This window comes from Inquilinus sp. Marseille-Q2685 (assembly GCF_916619195.1).
In the GTDB taxonomy this organism is placed as follows: Bacteria; Pseudomonadota; Alphaproteobacteria; order DSM-16000; family Inquilinaceae; genus Inquilinus.
Window position 1 is genome coordinate 21,811 of record NZ_CAKAKL010000009.1, and the last position, 16,108, is coordinate 37,918.

Annotated in this window: 18 protein-coding genes; 7 read left to right on the forward strand and 11 right to left on the reverse strand. The window is 71.7% G+C overall.

The genetic code is table 11. The features are described 5' to 3' along the window. Positions 1 to 6: 6 nt before the first annotated feature. Positions 7 to 687 carry a haloacid dehalogenase type II gene (locus LG391_RS28980; protein WP_225771615.1) on the reverse strand — a complete coding sequence of 227 codons (681 nt, stop codon included), beginning with the start codon at positions 685 to 687 and terminating at the stop codon, positions 7 to 9. 16 nt (positions 688 to 703) lie between these two features. Further along, on the reverse strand, positions 704 to 1,069 hold the full coding sequence (locus tag LG391_RS28985) for a helix-turn-helix domain-containing protein (protein WP_225771617.1): 366 nt from the start codon (positions 1,067 to 1,069) through the stop codon (positions 704 to 706). A 76-nt stretch (positions 1,070 to 1,145) separates the two neighbouring features. Here LG391_RS28985 and LG391_RS28990 point away from each other — a divergent pair, with 76 nt between their 5' ends. Both LG391_RS28990 and LG391_RS28995 read left to right on the forward strand, forming a co-directional pair. Further along, a complete protein-coding gene (locus tag LG391_RS28990) occupies positions 1,146 to 1,475 on the forward strand; it encodes a nuclear transport factor 2 family protein (RefSeq protein WP_225771619.1) in 330 nt (109 codons plus the stop codon). Then, on the forward strand, positions 1,472 to 2,275 hold the full coding sequence (locus tag LG391_RS28995) for an SDR family oxidoreductase (protein WP_225771621.1): 804 nt from the start codon (positions 1,472 to 1,474) through the stop codon (positions 2,273 to 2,275). Before LG391_RS28990 ends, LG391_RS28995 begins: the two co-directional genes overlap by 4 nt. Before the next feature lie 10 nt (positions 2,276 to 2,285). Here LG391_RS28995 and LG391_RS29000 read toward each other — a convergent pair whose 3' ends face one another. Next, a complete protein-coding gene (locus tag LG391_RS29000; RefSeq protein WP_225771622.1) occupies positions 2,286 to 3,230 on the reverse strand; it encodes a 2-hydroxyacid dehydrogenase in 945 nt (314 codons plus the stop codon). A 123-nt stretch (positions 3,231 to 3,353) separates the two neighbouring features. Between LG391_RS29000 and LG391_RS29005 the strand changes: the two genes are divergently transcribed. Both LG391_RS29005 and LG391_RS29010 read left to right on the forward strand, forming a co-directional pair. Then, entirely contained in the window at positions 3,354 to 3,893 is a 540-nt protein-coding gene (locus LG391_RS29005; protein ID WP_225771624.1) for a glutathione peroxidase, read from the forward strand. 412 nt (positions 3,894 to 4,305) lie between these two features. Next, the gene (locus tag LG391_RS29010; protein ID WP_225771626.1) at positions 4,306 to 5,439 is read left to right on the forward strand and encodes a helix-turn-helix transcriptional regulator; all 1,134 of its coding nucleotides are present in this window, start codon (positions 4,306 to 4,308) and stop codon (positions 5,437 to 5,439) included. Here LG391_RS29010 and LG391_RS29015 read toward each other — a convergent pair. The 4 genes from LG391_RS29015 to LG391_RS29030 all read right to left on the reverse strand — a co-directional run bounded on the left by LG391_RS29015 (position 5,415) and on the right by LG391_RS29030 (position 10,451). Then, positions 5,415 to 6,017 (reverse strand): hypothetical protein, encoded by a 603-nt coding sequence (locus LG391_RS29015; RefSeq protein ID WP_225772076.1) that lies wholly within the window; start codon positions 6,015 to 6,017, stop codon positions 5,415 to 5,417. The two genes, LG391_RS29010 and LG391_RS29015, sit on opposite strands and share 25 nt — an antisense overlap. Next, on the reverse strand, positions 6,017 to 7,762 hold the full coding sequence (locus tag LG391_RS34915; RefSeq protein WP_304608577.1) for a c-type cytochrome: 1,746 nt from the start codon (positions 7,760 to 7,762) through the stop codon (positions 6,017 to 6,019). Before LG391_RS34915 ends, LG391_RS29015 begins: the two co-directional genes overlap by 1 nt. Continuing rightward, the gene (locus tag LG391_RS29025; RefSeq protein ID WP_225771628.1) at positions 7,759 to 9,159 is read right to left on the reverse strand and encodes a hypothetical protein; all 1,401 of its coding nucleotides are present in this window, start codon (positions 9,157 to 9,159) and stop codon (positions 7,759 to 7,761) included. The genes LG391_RS34915 and LG391_RS29025 overlap by 4 nt, the downstream gene beginning before the upstream one ends. 512 nt (positions 9,160 to 9,671) lie before the next feature. Further along, positions 9,672 to 10,451, reverse strand: coding sequence for a gamma-glutamyl-gamma-aminobutyrate hydrolase family protein (locus LG391_RS29030; RefSeq protein ID WP_225771629.1), 780 nt, complete (start codon positions 10,449 to 10,451; stop codon positions 9,672 to 9,674). Between the two features lie 187 nt (positions 10,452 to 10,638). Here LG391_RS29030 and LG391_RS29035 point away from each other — a divergent pair, with 187 nt between their 5' ends. The 3 genes from LG391_RS29035 (at position 10,639) to LG391_RS29045 (ending at position 12,458) form a co-directional block, all read left to right on the forward strand. Then, positions 10,639 to 11,040 (forward strand): SET domain-containing protein, encoded by a 402-nt coding sequence (locus tag LG391_RS29035; RefSeq protein WP_225771631.1) that lies wholly within the window; start codon positions 10,639 to 10,641, stop codon positions 11,038 to 11,040. Further along, complete coding sequence (locus tag LG391_RS29040; RefSeq protein WP_225771633.1) at positions 11,037 to 11,525, forward strand: GNAT family N-acetyltransferase; 489 nt, start codon at positions 11,037 to 11,039, stop codon at positions 11,523 to 11,525. The genes LG391_RS29035 and LG391_RS29040 overlap by 4 nt, the downstream gene beginning before the upstream one ends. A 72-nt stretch (positions 11,526 to 11,597) precedes the next feature. Then, complete coding sequence (locus LG391_RS29045; protein WP_225771634.1) at positions 11,598 to 12,458, forward strand: hypothetical protein; 861 nt, start codon at positions 11,598 to 11,600, stop codon at positions 12,456 to 12,458. 22 nt (positions 12,459 to 12,480) lie between these two features. Here LG391_RS29045 and LG391_RS29050 read toward each other — a convergent pair whose 3' ends face one another. From LG391_RS29050 to LG391_RS29065, 4 genes are all read right to left on the reverse strand, one after another. Next, complete coding sequence (locus tag LG391_RS29050; RefSeq protein WP_225771636.1) at positions 12,481 to 12,882, reverse strand: GNAT family N-acetyltransferase; 402 nt, start codon at positions 12,880 to 12,882, stop codon at positions 12,481 to 12,483. A gap of 3 nt (positions 12,883 to 12,885) precedes the next feature. Beyond that, the gene (locus LG391_RS29055; protein ID WP_225771637.1) at positions 12,886 to 13,512 is read right to left on the reverse strand and encodes an outer membrane lipoprotein carrier protein LolA; all 627 of its coding nucleotides are present in this window, start codon (positions 13,510 to 13,512) and stop codon (positions 12,886 to 12,888) included. Between the two features lie 226 nt (positions 13,513 to 13,738). Beyond that, complete coding sequence (locus tag LG391_RS29060) at positions 13,739 to 15,739, reverse strand: alpha/beta hydrolase domain-containing protein (RefSeq protein WP_225771639.1); 2,001 nt, start codon at positions 15,737 to 15,739, stop codon at positions 13,739 to 13,741. A 45-nt stretch (positions 15,740 to 15,784) separates the two neighbouring features. Further along, on the reverse strand, positions 15,785 to 16,102 hold the full coding sequence (locus LG391_RS29065) for a hypothetical protein (RefSeq protein ID WP_225771641.1): 318 nt from the start codon (positions 16,100 to 16,102) through the stop codon (positions 15,785 to 15,787). Between the last annotated feature and the right edge of the window lie 6 nt (positions 16,103 to 16,108).

Here is a 16,108-nt window from a genome sequence, read left to right on the forward strand (position 1 = left end):
CGGCGGTCACGCGCCGACCAGGCCAGGCAGCGCCGCGAGCGTGTCGACCTCGCGGTCCGGCGCGCCGGGAAGGCGCTCCCGTGGCTGGCGGCTGCGGTTGCACCAGACCACCTGCATCCCGAAGGCCGAGGCGCCATAGGCGTCCCAGCCGTTCGAGGACTGGAAGGCGATCGCCCGGGCCGGCAGGCCGAGGGCGTCGAGCGCCAGCTGGTAGACGCGCGCATGCGGCTTGTAGGCGCCGGCCTGCTCCACCGACAGCAGCGCGTCGAACTGCCCCTGCAGACCGGCCCCGGCGACCAGTGCTTCGATCATGTGCGGCGTGCCGTTCGACAGGATCGCCGTCTTCAGCCCGGCGGCGCGCAAACGGCGCAGCACCTCCGGCACCTCCGGATAGGGGTCGAGCGTCAGGTACAGCTGCATCAGCCGGTCGCGCAGACCGGATCGGCCGATTGCCAGGGCCTCCAGCGCGAAGTCCAGCGCGTCGCCGGTCACCTGCCAGAAATCGGCGTGGCGGCCCTGCACCGCCCGCAGCCAGGTGTAGGCCAGCTGCTTCTCGCGCCACAGCGCCGCCAGCGGGCCGGCCTTGTCGCCCAGGAGGTCGGCGCTGCGGCGGGCCGCCGAGGCGGTGTCGAACAGCGTGCCATAGGCATCGAAGACGCAGGCCTTCACCCCGGTCAGCGCATCCATGGTCCGGCTCCCCTGCTCAGCTTTCGGGCTCGGCGGGCGTGGCCGGCCGCTGCTCGGCCCAGGTCAGGATCGCGTCCAGCGCCGGACACAGCGCCTGGCCCCAGTCGGTCAGAGCGTATTCCACCTTGGGCGGCACCTGGTGGTGGACGATGCGGCGGACGATCCCGTCCGCCTCCATCTGCCGCAGCTGCTGGACCAGCATCTTCTGCGAGATCGCCGGGATCGCGCGCTCCAGCTCCGAGAAGCGCAGCAGCCTGCCGCCGAACAGGTGGAACAGGATCACCAGCTTCCAGCGCCCCTCCAGGACCTTCAGCGCCTGCTCGACACCCGCGGCGGCGGAGCCCGGGGTATAGGCCGGGCGCTTACCTTCGGGTAAGTACATTACTTTTTCGTGCGTACTTGCCATCACGAAACCCTATTCCCATCCTCGGCGTCCCGCAACTGACCCGAGGATTGCCATGACGCTCACGCTCCCCCAGCCCATCGCCGCCTATGTCGCCGCCGACAACGCCGGGAACGACGCGGCGCTGGCGGCATGCTTCACCGGCGATGCCGTGGTCCATGACGAGGGCCGCACCATCCGCGGCATCGACGCCATCCTGGCCTGGAAGGCCGAGTCGAAGCGGAAATACCAGTACACGGTCGAACCGATCGCCGTCGCCGAGGCGGAGGGCGGCGCGGTCCTCACCGGCCGGGTCTCGGGCCGGTTCCCCGGCAGCCCGGTCGATCTGCGCTACGCCTTCGGGCTGAGGGACGGCCGCATCGCGACGCTGGAGATCCACGGATGACCGCGCGGCCTGCCTTCCCGGCCGATCCGCATGAGCTCGCGGGCAAGCGTGCCCTGGTGACCGGCGGCGGCCGCGGCATCGGCGCCGCGGTGGCGGCGCGGCTCCGCCGGGCCGGAGCTCATGTCCTGGCTGTCGCCCGCAGCCGGCCGGCCGACCTGGAGGAATCCGAGCCCTTCGTGACCGCCGACCTGACCGAGGCCGAGGGCTGCACCGCGGTGACCGAGGCGGTGCGGGCCCGGCTCGGCGGCGTCGACATCGTCGTTCATGTCCTCGGCGGCTCGAAGGCCCCGGCCGGCGGCTTCGCGGTGCTGGACGACGGCGAATGGCAGCGTGCGCTCGACCTGAACCTGCTGCCGGCGGTGCGGCTGGATCGGGCGCTGCTGCCCGGCATGCTCGGCCGCGGCGCCGGCGTGATCATCCATCTCGGCTCGATCCAGAGCCGCCTGCCGCTGCCGGAGGCCACCATCGCCTATGCCGCAGCCAAGGCGGCACTGTCGGCCTACAGCAAGGCGCTGTCGAAGGAGGTCGGGCCGAAGGGCGTGCGCGTCGTCCGGGTGGCGCCCGGCTGGGTCCAGACCGACGGCGCCACCGGGCTGATCGAAGAGCTGGCGGCCCGAAACGGCATCGACGCCGATGGCGCCCGCAAGCTGCTGATGGCGTCGCTCGGCGGCATCCCGATCGGCCGCCCGGCCTGGCCGGAGGAGGTGGCGGAGCTGGTGGCGTTCCTGGCCTCCGACCGCGCCGCCGCGATCCATGGCAGCGAGCATGTGATCGACGGGGGCACGATCCCGGTGGCGTGAGCCGCCGGCGTCACACCGCGTTGGGCAGCGGCCGGCCGGCGAAGAAATTGTCCAGGCTCTCGATCGTCATCCGGCACATCTCGCGATGGGCGGCCTCGGTCAGGCTGGCGATGTGCGGCGTCAGCACCACGTTCTCCAGCCGCTTCAGCGCCTCCGGCACCTCGGGCTCGTGCTCGAACCCGTCGAGGCCGGCGCCGGCGATGGTCCCGGCCTCCAGCGCCGCGATCAGCGCCGGCTCGTCCAGCACCTCGCCGCGGGCGATGTTGATCACATGGCCCCGCGGCCCCAGCGCCTCCAGCACCGGCCGGTTGACGATGCCGCGGGTGCTCTCGTCCGAGCGGCAGGAGACGACCAGGATGTCCGCCCATTCCGCCAGCGACATCAGCGTCGCATGATAGGTCCAGGGCACGCCCGGCTTCGGCTTGCGGTTGTGGTAGGCTACCTCCATGTCGAAGGCGGCGGCGCGGCGCGCCACCTTCTCGCCGATCGCGCCGAGGCCGAGGATGCCGACGCGGCGGCCGCCCAGCCCGGTCGAGATCAGCTCCGCCGGCGCGGCGGCGCGGGTCCAGCGCCCGGCGCGGAGATAGCGGTCGCCCTCGCCCAGCCGGCGCACGCTGGCCAGCAGCAGGGTCATCGCCATGTCGGCGACGCAGGCGGCGTTGGCGCCGGTGTTGCTGGTCACGACCACGCCCCGCTCGCGCGCCGCGGCCACGTCGATCCGCTCATAGCCCGAGCCGTAGCAGGCGATGATGCCGAGCTTCGGCAGCCGCTCGATCAGCGCCCGGTCGATGCCGATCACACCGATGGTCACGACGCCGCGGATGCGGTCGGCCTCGGGGAGCAGGCCGGCGGCGGCGCTGGCGCGGGAATGCTCGATCAGGTCGTAGCGCTCGCGCATCGGGCGCAGCGACGCCTCCGGCATGCCGGGGTGCAGGTGCAGGACGGTTTCGGGCACGGGCGGGGTTCCATCGCCGGGGGATCGGCCCCGTCCTACCACGGGAGTCCGCGACGGGCATCAGGGTCTTGCGCCCGGCGGCGCGGCGGGGCAGCGTGGGGACGTCCCGTCGGAGGTCCCACGATGCTGGCCCGACTGCTCGCCCTGGTGCTGATCATGATCGCGACTCCCGCCGCGGCCCGGCCGCTCGACTGGTCCGCCGTGCCGCTGCCGAAGCTGGAAGGCGGCGCCTTCGCCCCCGACGCCTTCGCCGGCAAGGTGGTGCTGGTGGTCAACACCGCCTCCTTCTGCGGCTACACCCGGCAGTATTCCGGCCTGCAGGAGCTGTGGGCCCGGCACCGCGACGGCGGCTTCGTGCTGCTCGGCGTGCCGTCGAACGATTTCGGGGCGCAGGAGCCGGGCTCGGAAGGCCAGATCAAGGAATTCTGCGAGACCACCTTCGGCATCGACTTCCCGATGCTGGCCAAGCAGCCGGTGACCGGCGCCGACGCCCATCCGCTGTACCGCTGGGCGGCGCAGCAGGATGCGGCGGCGGTGCCGAAATGGAACTTCCACAAGCTGCTGATCGGCCGCGACGGCACCCTGCTGGCCGCCTTCCCCAGCGCCGCCGAGCCGACCGGGCCGGAGGTGACGACGGCGGTCGACGCCGCGCTGGCGCGCTGACGGGACGGAAGCCACAGGATAACGAGCGTCTTCGCGTTGCCCCTCCCGCTTGGCGGGGCCTGTCCGGAATCCCCAAATCCGTCCTCCCCGCGAAAGCGGGGATCTCGTCACGCTTTGACCGCCCGGGCAGCGCCGGGGCGGCCGCGTCACGGCTGTGATCCGCAAACGACTCGCTTTGGGCAAACGGTCCGCAGTGGTATGGTGCCTTATTACACTGGATGGCGCGTCCGGTCGCGGTTTTGGCAAGTCTTCGACCCTGGCGAAGACTATTCCTGTCCAGGCGGCATTTGGAACGTCGATCGCATCACCGATAAGCCCGCGCCGAAGGTGCCGTCCCCGATGATTTTTCTTGAGCGCGACGGAGGGGCTTGGGCCGAGAGCAATGGATCGAGCAGATGCAATTCTGCAGGCCGTGCAGCGGATCTATGATGCCGCGGTGTCTCCGGGCGACTGGGCCCCGGCGCTGAACTCCACCGCGACCGCCGTCGGCGGTCTCTGCGGCTTCCTGATGGCGGGAAACCAGCCAGGGCGCCGGATCGACCTGTCGGTCGGCGTCATGGCCAATCCGGGCCTGCTCGCGCGCTTCTCCTCCGCCCTCGAAACCGGCCCATTGCCGCCGTGGATCGAGACCATGGCCGTCGGCCAGGCCCGCCGCATCTCCGACATGCAGTCCGAAAGCGACTATGCCCGGTCCGAATTCTATAACGAGATCGTGCGGCCCCAGGATGCGTTCTACGGAGCGTTCGCCCAGCTGGAGAGCACGTCGAACCAGCGCAGCATCATCGCGTTCGGCCGCACCCGGCAGGCCCGGGATTTCGCCGACGGGGGCGTCGCGGCCTTCCAGGCCGTCGTTCCCCATCTGATCAATGCCCTAAGGCTGCGCCAGCGCCTGGGAGAGGCGGATCTGCGCGCCGCCGATGCCGACGCCGTGCTCGACCGGATCGATCTGGGGGTGATCCTGGTCGACGACCAGGCGCGGCCGGTCCGCCTCAACAGTGCCGCGGAAGCCATCGTGGCCCGCTCCGACGGCCTGTCCGCGGGTCCCGCGGGCCTTGCCGCGGGGAGGGCCGACGAGACGCGCCGGCTGCGCCGGGCGATCGCCATGGCGGCGGCCGCCGGAACCGGCCCGACCAGCACGGATGCCGCCGTCCGCGCCGCCACCGCGGCCGCCCGGCTGCAGGTCTCCCGGCCGTCCGGGCTTCGTCCCCTGATCCTGACGGTGATCCCGATCCGGAACCTTTCCACGTCTCGGCAGCAGGGGCGTGTGCAGCGGGCAGCGGTGTTCGTGGCGGATCCGAACCGGACCCTCGACACGCCCGTCGGGGTCCTGCGGGAGCTGTTCGGCCTGACCGCGGCGGAGGCGGCGCTGGCGATCGAGGTCGGCCAGGGCGACGGCCTGCAGGCGGTCGCCGACCGGCTGTCGATCGCCACCACCACGGCCCGCACGCATCTGACGCGCGTCTTCGAGAAGACCGGCACCAACCGTCAGGCGGAGCTCGTCCGCCTGCTGGCGTCCTGTCATCAGCCCGCGCTGCGCGGCGACTGACCGGCCGGGGCGCGGACCGCCGCCGTTCTGAAGAAGCCGCAGATCCTGGCCGCGCCTGTCAGCACCACCAGGGCGCCGAGTGCCCAGCCCGGGATCGAGTCCGGCCAACTGCGGAAGATGGCCGAGGCCACGATGAAGCTCGCTGTGATCAGCAGCCAGTTCAGCACCCGGACCGCCGTCACGCCCCATCCCGGCCGCAGCGGCAGCCAGGCCAGGGCGACGTCGAGGGTCCACAGGGCGGTCGCGAGATAGTTGGTATAGGCGTTCCAGCCCTGGCGCTCGGCGATGGCGGCGAAATCGCCGTGGTAGCTGCGGAACACCGCCCACCAGAAATGCAGCAGATAGGCCAGGAGGCCGGCCGTCCAGAAGCTGCGCCACCATGGGCCCGGGGCCTGTCCCAGCATGCCGAGGACGATCGCCGGCGCGGCCAGCCCCATGGCCAGCAGCGCGGTCCATCGCGTCCGCGCGTAGCTGACGTCGTCGGCGGTCATCGACGCGAAGGTGACGATGGCCACGCCCAGGCCGAGGGCGAGCAGGGCCAGGCCAAGGGGCAGCGGATCGAAGCGGCGTGCGATCATCACAGAGTCCCCAGATAGGCGAGCAGCGCCTCGAGGTCGGGCCGCGGAACGGCGTCGCGCGGGGGATACTCGTGGCCCTTGTTGGAGTTGCCGGGCTTCTCGGTGTCGAACAGGAACCCGGCCTGCGGCGGGCAATGTCCGTCGACCGGCTCCACCACGGCCAGGCCTACGGCCGCCGGGTCGTAGCCGGCCCGGCCCCGGCAGAAGCGGGTCGGACGATCCTCGAGACCGATCAGCCCCCGCAGATTCGGCACGCTGCCATTGTGCAGATAGGGGGCGCGCAGCCACAGGAAGGGCAGCGGCGCGTTGAGATAGCCGGCCCGCATCGCGATCTTCCGGGGGTCGAAGGCCAGGCTGTGCCCTGCCGGAAACTGGCGGGCCCGGGCGTCGAACCGGTCGATCGCCTGCAGCCACCAGTCGGCCTGGGCCAGGTCTCGCCCGCGCGCAGCCAGACCTGCGCGGTCCTGCAGCGCCTGGCGCTGCGCGGCGAGGTCGTCGCCGGTGGCCGGCAGCAGGGTCGCCAGCGCCGTCGGCAGCATGTCGGCATGGCGGAACGTCATGCGGGCCGGGTCCGTGCCGATGTCCGCGAGAGGCGCGATCGAAGGCTCGCCCGGGGACGGCTCCGACACGGTCCAATGCGCGCCGTCGGGCACCCCATGGCAGGCGGCGCAGTGCTGGCCGTAGACCGCGCGCCCCCGGGCCATCGTTTCGGCCGAGGGCCGCGGCAGGGTCGGGAACGCCTCGGCCAGCTTCGGCAGCGGCGGATCGTCCCCGAGCCGCAGCGTATAGGCGGCCGCCTTGCGGATGTTGTCCGCGATCTGCGGGTCGTCCAGCGCGGCCAGGGACGCGCCGGAGGTGAAGACGGCGACCATGCTGCGCACGACCGGATCGCCGATGCTGCCGTCGAACTGGCTCCAGGGCGTATTCTCCTGCATCGCCACCAGCGGCACCTTGGAATAGGCGACATTGCCGTCGCCCGGCAGGTCGAGCACGTTGCGCACCACGCTGCGGAACGGGCGGGTGCGGCTGGGCCCGGTCGGGATGTTCTCCGGGTCGCCGATCTCCTCCCCATGGAACGGCAGCTCGTATTTGGTGGCGTTGAGGCGGGCCAGGGTCCGGGCTCCGTCCAGCCACTCGCCGATGAAGAACGCCTCGACTTGGCGGCCGGCCCATCCGGCCGGGCCGGAGGCTTCGCCCGGGCATTGCCGGTCATAGGCGTCGAGGATCGTCCCGGCGGTCAGGCCGGGGTCGAGGACCGCGTTCTGGAAGGCGTCGGCGAAGCCGATCACGTCGGCGGTGTGCGTGCCCGCGCCCAGGATCGGCGGGCCGTCGCCGACCGCCGTCGAATGGCAGGCGGCGCAGGTCAGGCCGACGAAGCGGACCGGCACCGGCGACGCACTGCCGGGCAGCCGGTTGCTGACGCCGAAGCCGACCGGCAGGTTGCCCGGGGCATCCGCCGCGCAGCGGCCCTCGGCGCCGGGGCTGCGGGGAAGGAACCCGAAACGCTCCGGCCAGGCCGGGCCGCCCTGCTGCTCGAGCGCATGACGCGAGACCGTCCCGGCGACCAGGAGGTATTTGAGCGGGGCCAGCTCCAGGCCCAGCGTGCCGTCGGCGAAGGCCTGTTCCGGCGTCAGCGGCTCGAACCGTCCCCAGCGGGATTCGCCGAACCACCAAGCCCCGCTCGCCAGCAGCAGCAGGGCGCCGAGGATGCCGGCCGTGGTGCCGGCGATGCGGCGGGTGGTCATGGCTGCGGCGTCTTCAGCCTGATGATGCGGATCTCGCAAGGGTCGATGCCCATGAGGTCTGCGATCACCCGCTGCCAGCGCCCGACGCGGTCCTCGTTGCCCAGCACCCAGACCGACCTCCGGCTTCCCAGCCAGGCGAACGGGTGAAGGTCGTCCTTGGTCATCTTCATCTTTTCCGCGAAGCGCTCGGGCTTCACCAAGGTGATCGGCTTCGCACCCTTTTCATCCCGCACGGTCACGCCGATGTCGGCATCGTCGACGATCAGGAGATCGGAGTCGGTCCAGGGCCACAGCACCCGGCCGTCGTCATACTCCATTCCGGTCGACGGGGATCGCGACTCTTGGTGGGCCGCAAGCTGCGCGAGCTTGACCAGGGGGAGGTAGCGGCACACGCCCAGCGCGAAGGCGAATTCGGTGCCGATGCCGACGGCCAGGCTGGTCTTCCCGGCCTTCGGCGGGCCGACGATCAGGAGGTGCCGGACCGGCGGCGTGTTGGGCGGAACCACATCCGGCCCGAACAGGACCGTCCGCAGGCTGACCTGCCGATCCTCGAAATTGCAGACGTGGATCACGGCATCGGCGTCCGGGTCTTCGATCTCGGCGGTGAAATTGGCCAGGCGGTAGAGATAGGGCAGCCCGGCCTGCTGGAAGGCGAGCTTGCGCCGCAGCCACCAGCAGGCGACGTGAAAGGCGGGCCACAGGGCAACGGCCGTGACGCCCAAGAGGATGAGAAACGCCACCAACGGCTGGTGCCAATTGGCGGAAGATATCCAATCGCCCACCGTCCAGCCGACAAACGGTGCGGCGCCGAGCAGGCCGCCGATCCCGATGTAGAGAAGCGCGGTCTTCACGTTCCAGCGGATGTCGCCGGCGTTGAACTTGAACTCCTTGCCGGCGCGCCGCCTCGTCTTCTCGAAATCCTCGCGCTCCTTCCAGACCCATACGGCGAACCAAAGGCCGGTGAGGACCGCGAAGACGATGATGCGCCAGAAACCGGGCAGGCCGAGCCACGCCATGACGCAGTCCGCGATCCAGCAGGCCAGCAGCGTCGGCACCAGCCCGATCGCGACATGGCCGATCTGGTCCGCCATCCAGACATAGCTGGCGGTGATCGCGTTCTGGACGTCCTTGGTGCCGAAGAGGTCGTGACGGACCTGGTCCATGATCTGCGGCAGGCCCAGCGCCGGCGCATCACTCCGGCCGGGACGGTCGAAGGCGAGCCCGGCACGCGCGGCATCCGCCGGCAGGGAATCCGGGCCGCCCGGGCGGCCCGGATCGAGAAACGCGTCGGCGACGGCGCCGCGCCCCTCCAGCACATCTGTCATCTCGCTCTCCCCCTGTCGCTGGCGCAGCCCCGGTCGGCGGAGCGCCGATCCGTGCCACGCCACGGCGGCCATCGGCGCGCGCCGCGTGGGCGATCGCTGCGCGCTCTCGACGCAGCCCGCGCTGCGTGGAGGAATCTCAACGGCTGCGGCGCGCGCCGTCATCATACGAACGGAGGAGGCGCGATGTTTTTTCCCCGGCGGACCTAGCCGCCGGTCCCCAGCCGCTCCAGCAGCGCGGCGAGGAAGGGGCGGAGGCGGCGCAGCTCGTCGCGGTGGCATCGACCGCGCCCGGCTGCTGCGCTCGGGCGGGCAGAGGTAGAGCTATACAAGGACAGGCGGCGGCCTATCCCTTCCATCCTCCCTCTCCCCTTGGGGGCTACGCCATTCACACATCGCCTCTTTTAAGTCCCCTCCCGCAAGGGGAGGGGGACTTAAGGACTCTTTTCGAGATGTGTGAATCTGATAGCCCGCAAGGGGAGGGGGAGAGTGGACAACAGATGCCGGTTCAGGTGATCGAATTCTGACAAGACCTTGCAAGCGGAAAGGCAACGCCTTCGCAGGCCGGACGACAGGGCTGGCCCGAACTACTCCGCCGCGGCGCGGCGGCCGTCGCGGTCGGCGGCGTAGCGGCGGACGGCCTGGCCGAAGGCTTCGAACAGCGCCGTCGAATCCGGGTTCTCGCGAAACTTCCATTCCGGATGCCACTGCGTCGCCAGGCCGAAATAGGGCGCGGCCTCGATCCGCACCGCCTCGATCTGGCCGTCCGGTGCCGTCGCCTCGACCTTCAGGCCGGCGCCCAGCTTGTCGATGCCCTGGGCGTGGATGGTGTTGACCGTGGTCTCGGCCTTGCCGAACAGCGCCGCCAGCGCGCCGCCCTCGGCCAGCGCCACCGGATGGGCCGGGCCGTACTGCACCTCGACCGGCTTGCTCTCGTCGGCGCGGTGGTCGGCGCGCCCGGGCACGCGCTCGACATGCTGGTGCAGCGTGCCGCCGCAGACCACGTTCAGCTCCTGCAGGCCGCGGCAGATCGCCAGCAGCGGGATGCCGCGCTCGATCGCCCGGCGGATCAGCGGCAGGGTGGTGGCGTCGCGGTCCGGGTCGTGCAGCGTGCCGGGCTCGCTGGCCTCGCCGGCATAGTGAAGCGGCTCGACATTGGACAGGCTGCCGGTGATCAGCAGGCCGTCCACCCGGTCCAGCACCGCGTCGACATCGTGCCAGGCGCCCAGCGCCGGGATCAGGAAGGGCAGGCAGTCCGCCCCCTCCGACACCGCGCGGATGTACTTGTCGCCGACGACGTGGAACGGATGGGCCCCGAGCGGCTTGACGCAGGCGGGGATTCCGACGACGGGACGGGATGCGGACATGGGCTGGCTCCAGGACGACGCGTCATATTCCGCCGCCGCGGCCGGGTTCGACCAGCCCCGCGCGGGCGGGAAGGGCCCGGCGGCAGGCGCAGGGCCCCGCCCGCCGCGACAAGCCCTTGCGTGCCCTCTTCCGGCCGACCGCGATCCGTGGGTATAAGCGATTCGCAGAGCGAGAGCGGGGGGCCCTATGTTCCTGGTTCCGACCTATGTCGCACCCAGCGCGATCCACGGCCTTGGCGTGTTCGCCGCGGCGCCGATCGCCAAGGGCACGCCGATCTGGCGGTTCGAGCCGGCGGTCGACAAGGTGGTGCCGGAGGAGGTGGTGGCCGCGCTGCCCGAGGTGCCGCGCCGCTTCTTCGAGACCTACGCCTATCTGTCGCCGGACATCCCGGGCGGCTATGTGCTGAACGGCGACGACGCCCGCTTCCTGAACCACGACGACGACCCGAACACCGACAACTCCGGGCCGGTGACCCTGGCGGCGCGCGACATCGCGGCGGGCGAGGAGATCACCTGCGACTACCTCGTCTGCTGCCTGGAGGAGCGGGACGGCCCGCTGGCGCGGCGACTGGAACCCGCGGAGTCGTGAGCGACCTGGTCCTGCGTCCGATCCGCGAGGCCGACCTCGACGCCGTGCGCAAGCTGCAGGCCGACTCCTTCTCGGCCCTCGCCGGCGACAGTCACAGCCCGGCGCAGATCGCGGCGCATGTGGCCCTGATCATGGCGCCGGACTATGCGGGCGAACTCCTGTCCAACAACATCCTGGTGGCCGAGGCGCCGGGCGGCGCGCTGGTCGCCACCGCCGGCTGGTGCCGGGTGCCGGACGACGCTGCCGTGGCCCGGCTGCGCAAGGTCTTCGTCGCCCCGGACCGGGCCGGCCAGGGCCTCGGCCGCCGCATGGTCGAGGCGGCGGAGGATGCGGCCCGCGCCGCCGGCTTCCGCCGCTTCCGGGTGCGCGCCAACGCCAATGCCGAGGCGTTCTACGCCCGGCTCGGCTACCGCCCGGTCGGGCGCGAGGAGATGCCCACGGCCGGCGGCGTGGCCCTGCCGACCGTGATCATGGTCAAGGGCTGAGGGGCGGGCCGGCGAATGGGTTAACGCAATGTGCATTGCTTGACCGCCCGCACCTCGTTCATGATACGTTCCATGGACACAGGCGCGGACTCCGATCTCGACATCCAGACCTACTGCCGCAGCCTCGCGCTGCAGCAGGTCCGGATGCTCACCCGCCTGGCCGAGATCGCCATGCAGCTGGCCGAGGCCGAAGGCACTCGCGCCGTCGCCGCCCAGGCCCGGGCCGCCGCGCCCGAAGCCGATGACGACGCGGTGCAGGCGGCCCGGGCCGAGGCGCAGCAGGCCGGCACGGCCTTCGGCCGCTTCTCCCGGTCGGTGCAGCGCTCGCTCGACCTGCGCTCCCGCGCCGCCGCCGACCTCTGCGCCCGCGACAAGGCGGACCGGCGCGCCCGCCGGGCCCGCCAGCGCAACCACGTCACCGAGGCCCTCTACGCCCTGATCTGGGATCCCGGCCAGGAGACCCGGGAGCTCGACGAGGCCGACTACCACACCAACAATCTGCACGAGCGGCTCGACGCGCTGTACGAGGACGAGGAGGACCGGATCGAGGACCGGCCGGTGGGCTCGGTCATCACCGGCCTGGCTTGCGGCCTCGGCCTGTCGGACGAATGGCGCCGCCGGGCGGCCGACTGGTCGGGCCCGCCCTATCCGCCGCCGCCGACCGGCAGCCCGGGCGAGATCCGGGCGCGGCGCCGGGCCCGGCTGCTCGATCTGATGAAGCGGACGCTCGGGGCCATCGATCCCGCCAAGGCTCCCGGCCTCGAGGCCGGGATCGAGGCTCGGCTGCAGGAGCCCGACGTCCCGGCCCTGATCGACGCCGAGCCGCCCGCCCGGGCCGCCGCCCGCCTCTGCCGCTCCCTCGGCGTCGACTTTGCCGGCGACGACGAGGAACCCGAGGAGCCGGGCAAGCCCTGCGGACCCGACACCGGGTGACCGGCCGCGGCGCGGGCCGCCGTCACCGCAGCCGGACCAGCCCGGCCTCGGTCGGCTGGAAGCCGCAGGCGTCGAAATAGAAGCCGCGCAGACGCGGATCGAAGTCGACATGCAGCCACTCGCAGCCGGCGGCGCGGGCCTGGCGGACCGCTTCCTCGACCAGCCGGGTCGCATGGCCCTGCCGCCGCAGCGATGCCGTCACCGCCGTGTCCAGCAGGAAGGCGTGCACGCCGCCGTCCCAGGCGACATTGACGAAGCCGGCCAGGCGTCCGGCCACGCGCAGGCTCGCCCAGCCCAGGCTGTGCCGGTTGACCTGGCCCCACCAGTCGTCGTCGAGCACGGGATGCCCGAAGCATTCGGCATGCAGGGCGTTCAGCTCGTCATTGCCGAAGGCGCTGCGCCATTCGAGGGTCGGTTCGGCCACCGCTCAGCGGTTTCCCTTGCCGCGCGGCACGATGAACAGCTTGTTGTCCAGCTGCACCCCGGGCTGGATGCCGGTCAGGTCGACCTGGGTGACGTTGCCCTGCTGGTCCACCGACACCCAGCTCTGCAGGATCATCGGATTGCTGGTGAAGTTCAGGGTCAGGGCGCCGTCCTCGGGCTTGTCGGTCTGCACCAGCTGCACGCTCAGCAGGTTGTTGCCGCGGCTGACCTTGGTGACCGTGACGTCGCCCGACAGCTTGACGTTGGCGCGGGTAATGAAGTCGGCGATGGTCGATCCCAGCGGCACGTCCTTCCGCTGCCGCAGATCGGCATCGTAATAGGTCAGCCAGGTGCCGTCGGCGATGTACATGTAGGAGATCGGCGGCTCGTATTCGAGCCGCATCTTGCCCGGCCGCTTCAGGTAGAAATGGCCGCGATACAGGTCGGTGTTGTTGGTGGTCTGGACGAAGTCCGCCTGCACCGTGGTCAGGCTGCCCAGATACTGCTCGACCCGCTGCAGGTCGGCCCGGTCCTGGGCGGTCAGTTGCGCGGGCTGCACCGCGGCCGCGGCCGGCCCGGCGGCGATGAACAGCGCGGCCAGGGCCGCGGCGATGAAACGGAAGATGGTCATGTCGGTCCGGATACACGGGGTCTGTGTTCCAAGTAGGGCACCGACCCCGCGAGGTCCAGGGCGGCGACTTGCCGCCGCTCTCAGAGACCGTTTGGAAATGCGCTGGTGTGAGTCGGCTGGCGGTGGTTTCGAGAACCGGCGCGCAGCGGACGTTATAGTCCGTGAGCACCGGAAGCGCAGAAACCGCCGTCAGACGGCCGCACCAGTAGCATTTACAGGCGGTCTCTCAGTCCTTGAGCACGTCGCTGGCTTCTGCCTGGGCCGCCAGCGTGGCGGCGTCGTCCGGCAGCAGCCATCCGGCGGCGACCTGCTGCGCCACGGCCGCCTTCACCCGCGCCACGAAGCCGGCATGGTCGCGATAGCGCTCCTGCAGCGACGGGCGCGGGTCATGGGCGGCGATCCGCTCAGCCCGGGTCCGGGCGAAGGGGATGAAGCCGCCGAGGAAGGAGCAGCCGCCGCCCGCGCCGTAGCCCTGGGCCAGCACGTTCCAGCCGGTATAGGTGCCCAGCGGCACCAGCGCCTGGACCGAGGGCACGCCCGCGACCTCGTTGCCGTCGGCGTCGACCCGCACGACCTTGGACGGCAGCGCCTGCCGGATCCGCGGCGGCAGGAAGTCGGGCACGCCGCTCAGGTCCTGATAGCGGAAGCCGCGGCCGACATCGTAGTCGAGGAAGATGTTGAGCTTGCCGTCCGGCCGCGGCGCGCCCGGGATGGCGGGCCAGCCCATCGCCCGCGAGGTCGGGTCGACCAGGTCGCCCGCGGCCAGGGTCGGATAGCGGCTGGCCGGCGGCTCCTTGCCCGACCGGACCCAGTCGACCAGCGCCCGGCGCAGGGCCCGCAGGGTCATGGCCGACGGGTTCGGGTTGCCGGGCATCACGCAGGCGGGCGAGCCGGGGAAGGCCGGGTCGCCGGTGGTCGAGAAGCCGCCGATCGACGACCCGCCATGGGTGACGCCGGGGAAGTAGTAGCGCCGCACATCGGCCGGCAGCTTCAGGTCGGCCCGGGCATCGGTGCCGACCAGCCCGGGGGACAGGCGCAGGCCCCACAGCTCCGCCGCGCCGAAGGTCTCTATGATCTTCGGGCATGTGCCGGTGGCCCGGCAGCGGTCCAGCAGGCTCGAGGTGCCGCGCCGGCGGGCCCGGTCGTCGTACCGCGTCCACCACAGCGTGCCCTCGCTGCCCAGCTCGTACAGCGTCGCGGCGCCGCCGGGCACGCCGAAGCGGATGTTCATCGGCAGCTGCCGCGCGGCGATGTTCGGGTTCATGCCGTCGAACACGATCCGGCCCTGCTCGTCGGCGTTGAAGCCGAGATTGAGGAAGCTCTTCAGGAAGTTGCCGGATTGCGAGGTGCCGGTCGCCACCGTCCAGCGCACCAGCCCGGCCGCCGGGTTGGCGGTGCCCGCATCGTCCGCCGCGGCGTGGCGCAGGAAGGCGTTGAGGTCGCGGGTGGCGGCGAAGCCGATGCCCAGCACCTTCGGGTCCTTGCCGGTATAGGCCAGGCCATAGGCGAAGCGCGGCTCGAAGCCGCCGCGCAGGCAGATCCAGCCGGGATCGGGCGTGCCCGGGAAGGCACTGTCGCTGCAGTTGCCGAAGGCCCAGTCGCGCGGCGGGACCGGGATCGCCGGCCGGTCGTCGGCCGATTGCCGGAACAGCCGCGCCCGGCGGGGGTCCAGCGTCGCCGGCCCCGGCCCGGGCCCGGTGCGGGAGAAGCCGACCAGGATCGGCAGGCTGGTGGTCCCCGCCTTCATGTTGGTGAAGCGGGCGAAGGCCGGCCCGGTCGGGCCGCTCGCGACCGGCACCTCCGCCGTCTGCAGCCCGTCGGTGGCCGGGATGTCGCCCTGCCAGCCGCTGACCACGCGGATGTGGCCGTCCGGATCGGCAGCGACGCCGCCGTTGCCGCGGTTCGGCACGTCGTAGACCAGCACGCCGCTGGCCTGCTTCGGGTCGGCCGGCAGGGCGATGGCGAAGGTGGCGGAATACTCGACCCGGCCGCGGGCGTTGCGCGGCGCCTGCCGGATGTCGGTGATGATGGCGTTGGCCGGATCGGCCGGGTCCAGCTCGCCGCGGAAGGTGCCGCGCAGGACCTCATAGGCCGGGGCGCCGGGTTTGGCCGGGGCCGCCGCCTCCCGCCGCTCCACGGTCAGGGTGGTCAGGCGGGCCTGCGCGATATCCGGCAGGCCAAGGGCGAGAACCGACAGCGCCGCGGCGCGGATGATGCAACCCCTCATGCGTTCCCCCGTTGTCGTGTTGGTTCGGCCGGCGACCGCGCCGGTTCAGCTGTCGTCGGGCAGCTCCAGGTCGAGCAGGGCGGAGGACAGCGACTTGCCGTGGCTGTCCAAGGCCAGCGAGGTGGTGACGCCGCTGCCCAGCACGCCGCTTCCGACGAAGTGCAGCGCCGCCAGGCCGGGCAGCTCGAAGCGGGTGAAGCGGCCGGCGGCGGCGCCGCACAGATGCGTCTCCACCCGCTCCGCCGTCACCGCGCGGCGCAGGCGCTCGTAATCGGCGGGGTCGCGGGCGATCACGCTCAGCGTCGTGGTGTCGCCCTTGTCGCCGGCGCGGGCATGGGCGAGTTCACCAAGTCTAGCCCGCATTTCTCC

Excerpts from the sequence above, each read along its gene's own strand:
- LG391_RS29060 (WP_225771639.1), bottom strand. The coding sequence starts at position 15,739 with ATGAGGGGTTGCATCATCCGCGCCGCGGCGCTGTCGGTTCTCGCCCTT.
- LG391_RS29015 (WP_225772076.1), bottom strand. The coding sequence starts at position 6,017 with ATGATCGCACGCCGCTTCGATCCGCTGCCCCTTGGCCTGGCCCTGCTC.
- LG391_RS29025 (WP_225771628.1), bottom strand. The coding sequence starts at position 9,159 with ATGGCCGCCGTGGCGTGGCACGGATCGGCGCTCCGCCGACCGGGGCTG.
- LG391_RS29005 (WP_225771624.1), top strand. The coding sequence starts at position 3,354 with ATGCTGGCCCGACTGCTCGCCCTGGTGCTGATCATGATCGCGACTCCC.
- LG391_RS28995 (WP_225771621.1), top strand. The coding sequence starts at position 1,472 with ATGACCGCGCGGCCTGCCTTCCCGGCCGATCCGCATGAGCTCGCGGGC.
- LG391_RS29065 (WP_225771641.1), bottom strand. The coding sequence starts at position 16,102 with ATGCGGGCTAGACTTGGTGAACTCGCCCATGCCCGCGCCGGCGACAAG.
- LG391_RS28980 (WP_225771615.1), bottom strand. The coding sequence starts at position 687 with ATGGATGCGCTGACCGGGGTGAAGGCCTGCGTCTTCGATGCCTATGGC.
- LG391_RS29045 (WP_225771634.1), top strand. The coding sequence starts at position 11,598 with ATGGACACAGGCGCGGACTCCGATCTCGACATCCAGACCTACTGCCGC.
- LG391_RS29030 (WP_225771629.1), bottom strand. The coding sequence starts at position 10,451 with ATGTCCGCATCCCGTCCCGTCGTCGGAATCCCCGCCTGCGTCAAGCCG.
- LG391_RS29055 (WP_225771637.1), bottom strand. The coding sequence starts at position 13,512 with ATGACCATCTTCCGTTTCATCGCCGCGGCCCTGGCCGCGCTGTTCATC.
- LG391_RS29035 (WP_225771631.1), top strand. The coding sequence starts at position 10,639 with ATGTTCCTGGTTCCGACCTATGTCGCACCCAGCGCGATCCACGGCCTT.
- LG391_RS28990 (WP_225771619.1), top strand. The coding sequence starts at position 1,146 with ATGACGCTCACGCTCCCCCAGCCCATCGCCGCCTATGTCGCCGCCGAC.
- LG391_RS34915 (WP_304608577.1), bottom strand. The coding sequence starts at position 7,762 with ATGACCACCCGCCGCATCGCCGGCACCACGGCCGGCATCCTCGGCGCC.
- LG391_RS28985 (WP_225771617.1), bottom strand. The coding sequence starts at position 1,069 with ATGTACTTACCCGAAGGTAAGCGCCCGGCCTATACCCCGGGCTCCGCC.